At 72.8% G+C, this 3030-nt stretch carries 3 protein-coding genes and 1 pseudogene; all 4 read left to right on the top strand.

What is annotated here, in order from left to right:
• Positions 1-59: 59 nt before the first annotated feature.
• A pseudogene (locus tag ACFXA3_RS39905) lies at positions 60-989 on the top strand (DEDDh family exonuclease); the annotation flags it as partial.
• 63 nt (positions 990-1052) lie between these two features.
• Complete coding sequence (locus ACFXA3_RS39900; RefSeq protein WP_078613516.1) at positions 1053-1286, top strand: hypothetical protein; 234 nt, start codon at positions 1053-1055, stop codon at positions 1284-1286.
• Between the two features lie 134 nt (positions 1287-1420).
• Positions 1421-2215 carry an SURF1 family protein gene (locus ACFXA3_RS39895; protein ID WP_385195906.1) on the top strand — a complete coding sequence of 265 codons (795 nt, stop codon included), beginning with the start codon at positions 1421-1423 and terminating at the stop codon, positions 2213-2215.
• Between the two features lie 10 nt (positions 2216-2225).
• On the top strand, positions 2226-2981 hold the full coding sequence (locus ACFXA3_RS39890) for an SDR family oxidoreductase (protein WP_385195903.1): 756 nt from the start codon (positions 2226-2228) through the stop codon (positions 2979-2981).
• Positions 2982-3030 lie beyond the last annotated feature (49 nt).

The following is a 3030-nucleotide window of genomic DNA, read 5'->3' as shown; positions in this document are numbered from 1 at the left end:
ACCCCCCCACCCCCCGATCTCATTGTGTCTCGTGGGCTCGTAGTTGTTTATAAGAGCCAGCTTACCCCGAGGGGTACGCGGTCGTCGACGTGGAGACGACCGGGCTCGCTCGCGACGACCGGATAATCTCCGCAGCCGTCTACCGGCTCGACGCGCAGGGCAACGTGGAGGACCACTGGTACACCCTGGTCAACCCGCAGCGGGATCCCGGCCCGGTCTGGATCCACGGGCTGACCAGCGACATGCTGCGGGACGCACCGCTCTTCCAGGACATCGCCGAGGAGTTCGCGGGCCGGCTCGCGGACCGGGTGCTGGTCGCGCACAACGCCATCTTCGACTGGCAGATGATCGCCCGGGAGTACGCCCGGGCCTCGGTGACCGCGCCGGTCCGTCAGCGGCTGTGCACCATCGCCCTGTCGAAGGAGCTGAACCTCCCGCTGCCCAACCACAAGCTGGAGTCGCTCGCCGCGCACTTCGGGGTGGTCCAGCAGCGCGCCCACCACGCCCTCGACGACGCCCGCGTGCTCGCGGAGGCGTTCCGTCCGTCGCTGCACGCCGCCGCGCGGGACGGCGTACGGCTGCCCCTGCTGGAATGCCGCCCGCTGACGGAGTGGTCGGACTCCCCCGTCACCCCGCGGATCGGCCGGCAGGCCTCGTACGGGAGCGGCAGCTGGCGGCCCTCGCGCAAGCGGCCGCCGTGCCCGCACCCGAACCCGGGGCGCTTCGAGGACGGCAAACCGCTCAAGCAGGGCATGCGGATCGCCTTCTCGGGTGACACCTCGGTGGAGCGGGAGCTGCTGGAGGACCGGGCCGTCGAGGCGGGCCTGCACATCGCGACGAGTGTGTCGCGGCTCACGAGCCTGCTCGTGACGAACGACCCCGACTCGGCCACCTCCAAGACGGTCAAGGCGAAGTCCTTCGGTACGCCGGTGGTCGACGAGGCGGCCTTCACCCAGCTGCTGCGGGACGTGGCTGCGGCAGACGGGTGAGCGTCGGGCGACTCGCCCGGCGCCCGCTTTCCGCCGCGCCCGTCCGGTCCCACCCTGTGGCGCATGGCACGTTGTGAGGTCTGCGGAAACGATTACGGCATGTCCTTCGAGGTGCACGCGCAGGGCAGCGTGCACGTCTTCGACTGCTTCTCCTGCGCCATCCACCGCATGGCGCCGATCTGCGAGCACTGCCGGGTGCAGATCATCGGGCAGGGCGTCGAGGTGGAGGGCCAGTGGTTCTGCGGGGCGCACTGCGCCCGCGCGGAAGGGAAGGTGGGCATCGTCGACCGCGTGTGACGCGCGCGGCCTGCGCCCGTCCCGCCCCGTCCCCCTGCCGGATCCCCGGCCCGTTCCCCTCCTCCGTTCCCTTCCCGACCCCGGACGGCCACCCGGCCACCGGGGTCTTCCCGGCTGGGGGTACCGTCGTGGGCGTGTACCGCTTTGTGCTGACCCGGCAATGGGTGTGCCTCACCCTGATCGCCCTCGCCCTCATCCCCACGATGATCAAGCTGGGGTTCTGGCAGTACCACCGCCATGAGCACCGGGTCGCGCAGAACGAGCTGATCGCGGCGAACCTGGCCGCGAAGCCGGTGCCGATGACCGAGATCACCTCCCCGGGCCACCAGGTCCCGCGGGCCGACTTCTGGCGCGCCGTCACCGCCACCGGTACGTACGACTCCGCCCACGAGGTCGTCGTCCGCATGCGGACGGACAACGACGAGAAGGTCGGCTTCCACGTCCTCACCCCGCTCGTGCTGTCCGACGGCCGGGTGGTCCTGGTCAACCGCGGCTGGGTGGCCGGCGGCGACGACCCCCGCGCGTACCCGCCGGTGCCGGCCGCGCCCTCGGGCGAGGTGACGGTCACCGGCCGGCTGAAGGCCGACGAGACGAGCGGCGGCAGCGGCATCAAGGACCGCAAGGGCCTGCCGGACCGCCAGGTGATGCTCATCAACAGCGAGCAGCAGGCGCAGTACCTGGGCAGGACCGTCCTCGGCGGCTACCTGGAGCTCACCGCTCCGGCACCGGCGGGCGGCAGCCCGGAGATGGTCGCCGAACCCGACCACGACTCGATCGGCCCGCACATGGCGTACGCCGTGCAGTGGTGGCTGTTCGCCGCGGCGGTTCCGGTGGGCTGGCTGGTCCTCGTACGGCGGGAGAAGCGCGACCGTGCGCAGGCCGCGGCGGCCGGTGCCACCCCCGAGCGGGAGCCGGCGCCGACGGCGTAGCGTGTCGGGCATGGATCTTGGACTGAAAGACCGCGTCTACGTCGTCACCGGAGCCACCCGGGGCCTGGGCTTCGCCTCGGCGCGCGAACTGGCGGCGGACGGCGCGAAGGTGATCGTGACGGGCCGGGATGCGGCACGGGCCGCCGATGCGGCGGCCGCGCTGGGTCCGGACGTGGTGGGCATCGCCGCGGACAACGGCGACCCGGAGGCGGCGGCCCGGCTCGTCGCCGCCGCGAAGGAACGCTTCGGCCGCCTGGACGGCATCCTCATCAGCGTCGGCGGCCCCACCCCCGGCTTCGCGTCGACCAACACCGACGAGCAGTGGGCGGCGGCGTTCGATTCGGTCTTCCTCGGCGCGGTACGGCTGGCCCGCGCGGCGGCGGCCGAGCTGGGCGAGGGCGGGGTCATCGGCTTCGTCCTGTCGGGCTCGGTCCACGAGCCGATCCCGGGTCTGACGATCTCCAACGGCCTGCGGCCGGGGCTGGCGGGCTTCGCCAAGTCCCTGTCGGTGGAACTCGGGCCGCGCGGCATCCGCGTCGTCGGGCTGCTGCCGGCCCGGATCGACACCGACCGCGTCCGCGAGCTCGACGCCCTGTCGGGTGATGCGGCGACGGCCCGCGCGGCCAATGCGTCCGGCATTCCGCTGCGCCGCTACGGCACTCCGGAGGAGTTCGGCCGCACGGCGGCGTTCCTGCTGTCGCCCGCCGCCTCGTACCTGACGGGCATCATGCTCCCGGTCGACGGCGGCTCACGCCACGGCTTCTGACGTCCCGCCCCCGTCCCGTCCTCCCCCGTCCCCCTCCCCCGGGCCGGCC

The sequence above is a fragment of the Streptomyces sp. NPDC059456 genome, from assembly GCF_042750055.1.
Classification (GTDB): Bacteria; Actinomycetota; Actinomycetes; order Streptomycetales; family Streptomycetaceae; genus Streptomyces.
The sequence above is the reverse complement of the archived record's forward strand: the minus strand, read 5'-3'. Positions and strand labels throughout refer to the sequence as shown.

Coding starts and splice junctions, on each gene's coding strand:
- ACFXA3_RS39900 (WP_078613516.1), top strand. CDS start 1,053: ATGGCACGTTGTGAGGTCTGCGGAAACGATTACGGCATGTCCTTCGAG.
- ACFXA3_RS39890 (WP_385195903.1), top strand. CDS start 2,226: ATGGATCTTGGACTGAAAGACCGCGTCTACGTCGTCACCGGAGCCACC.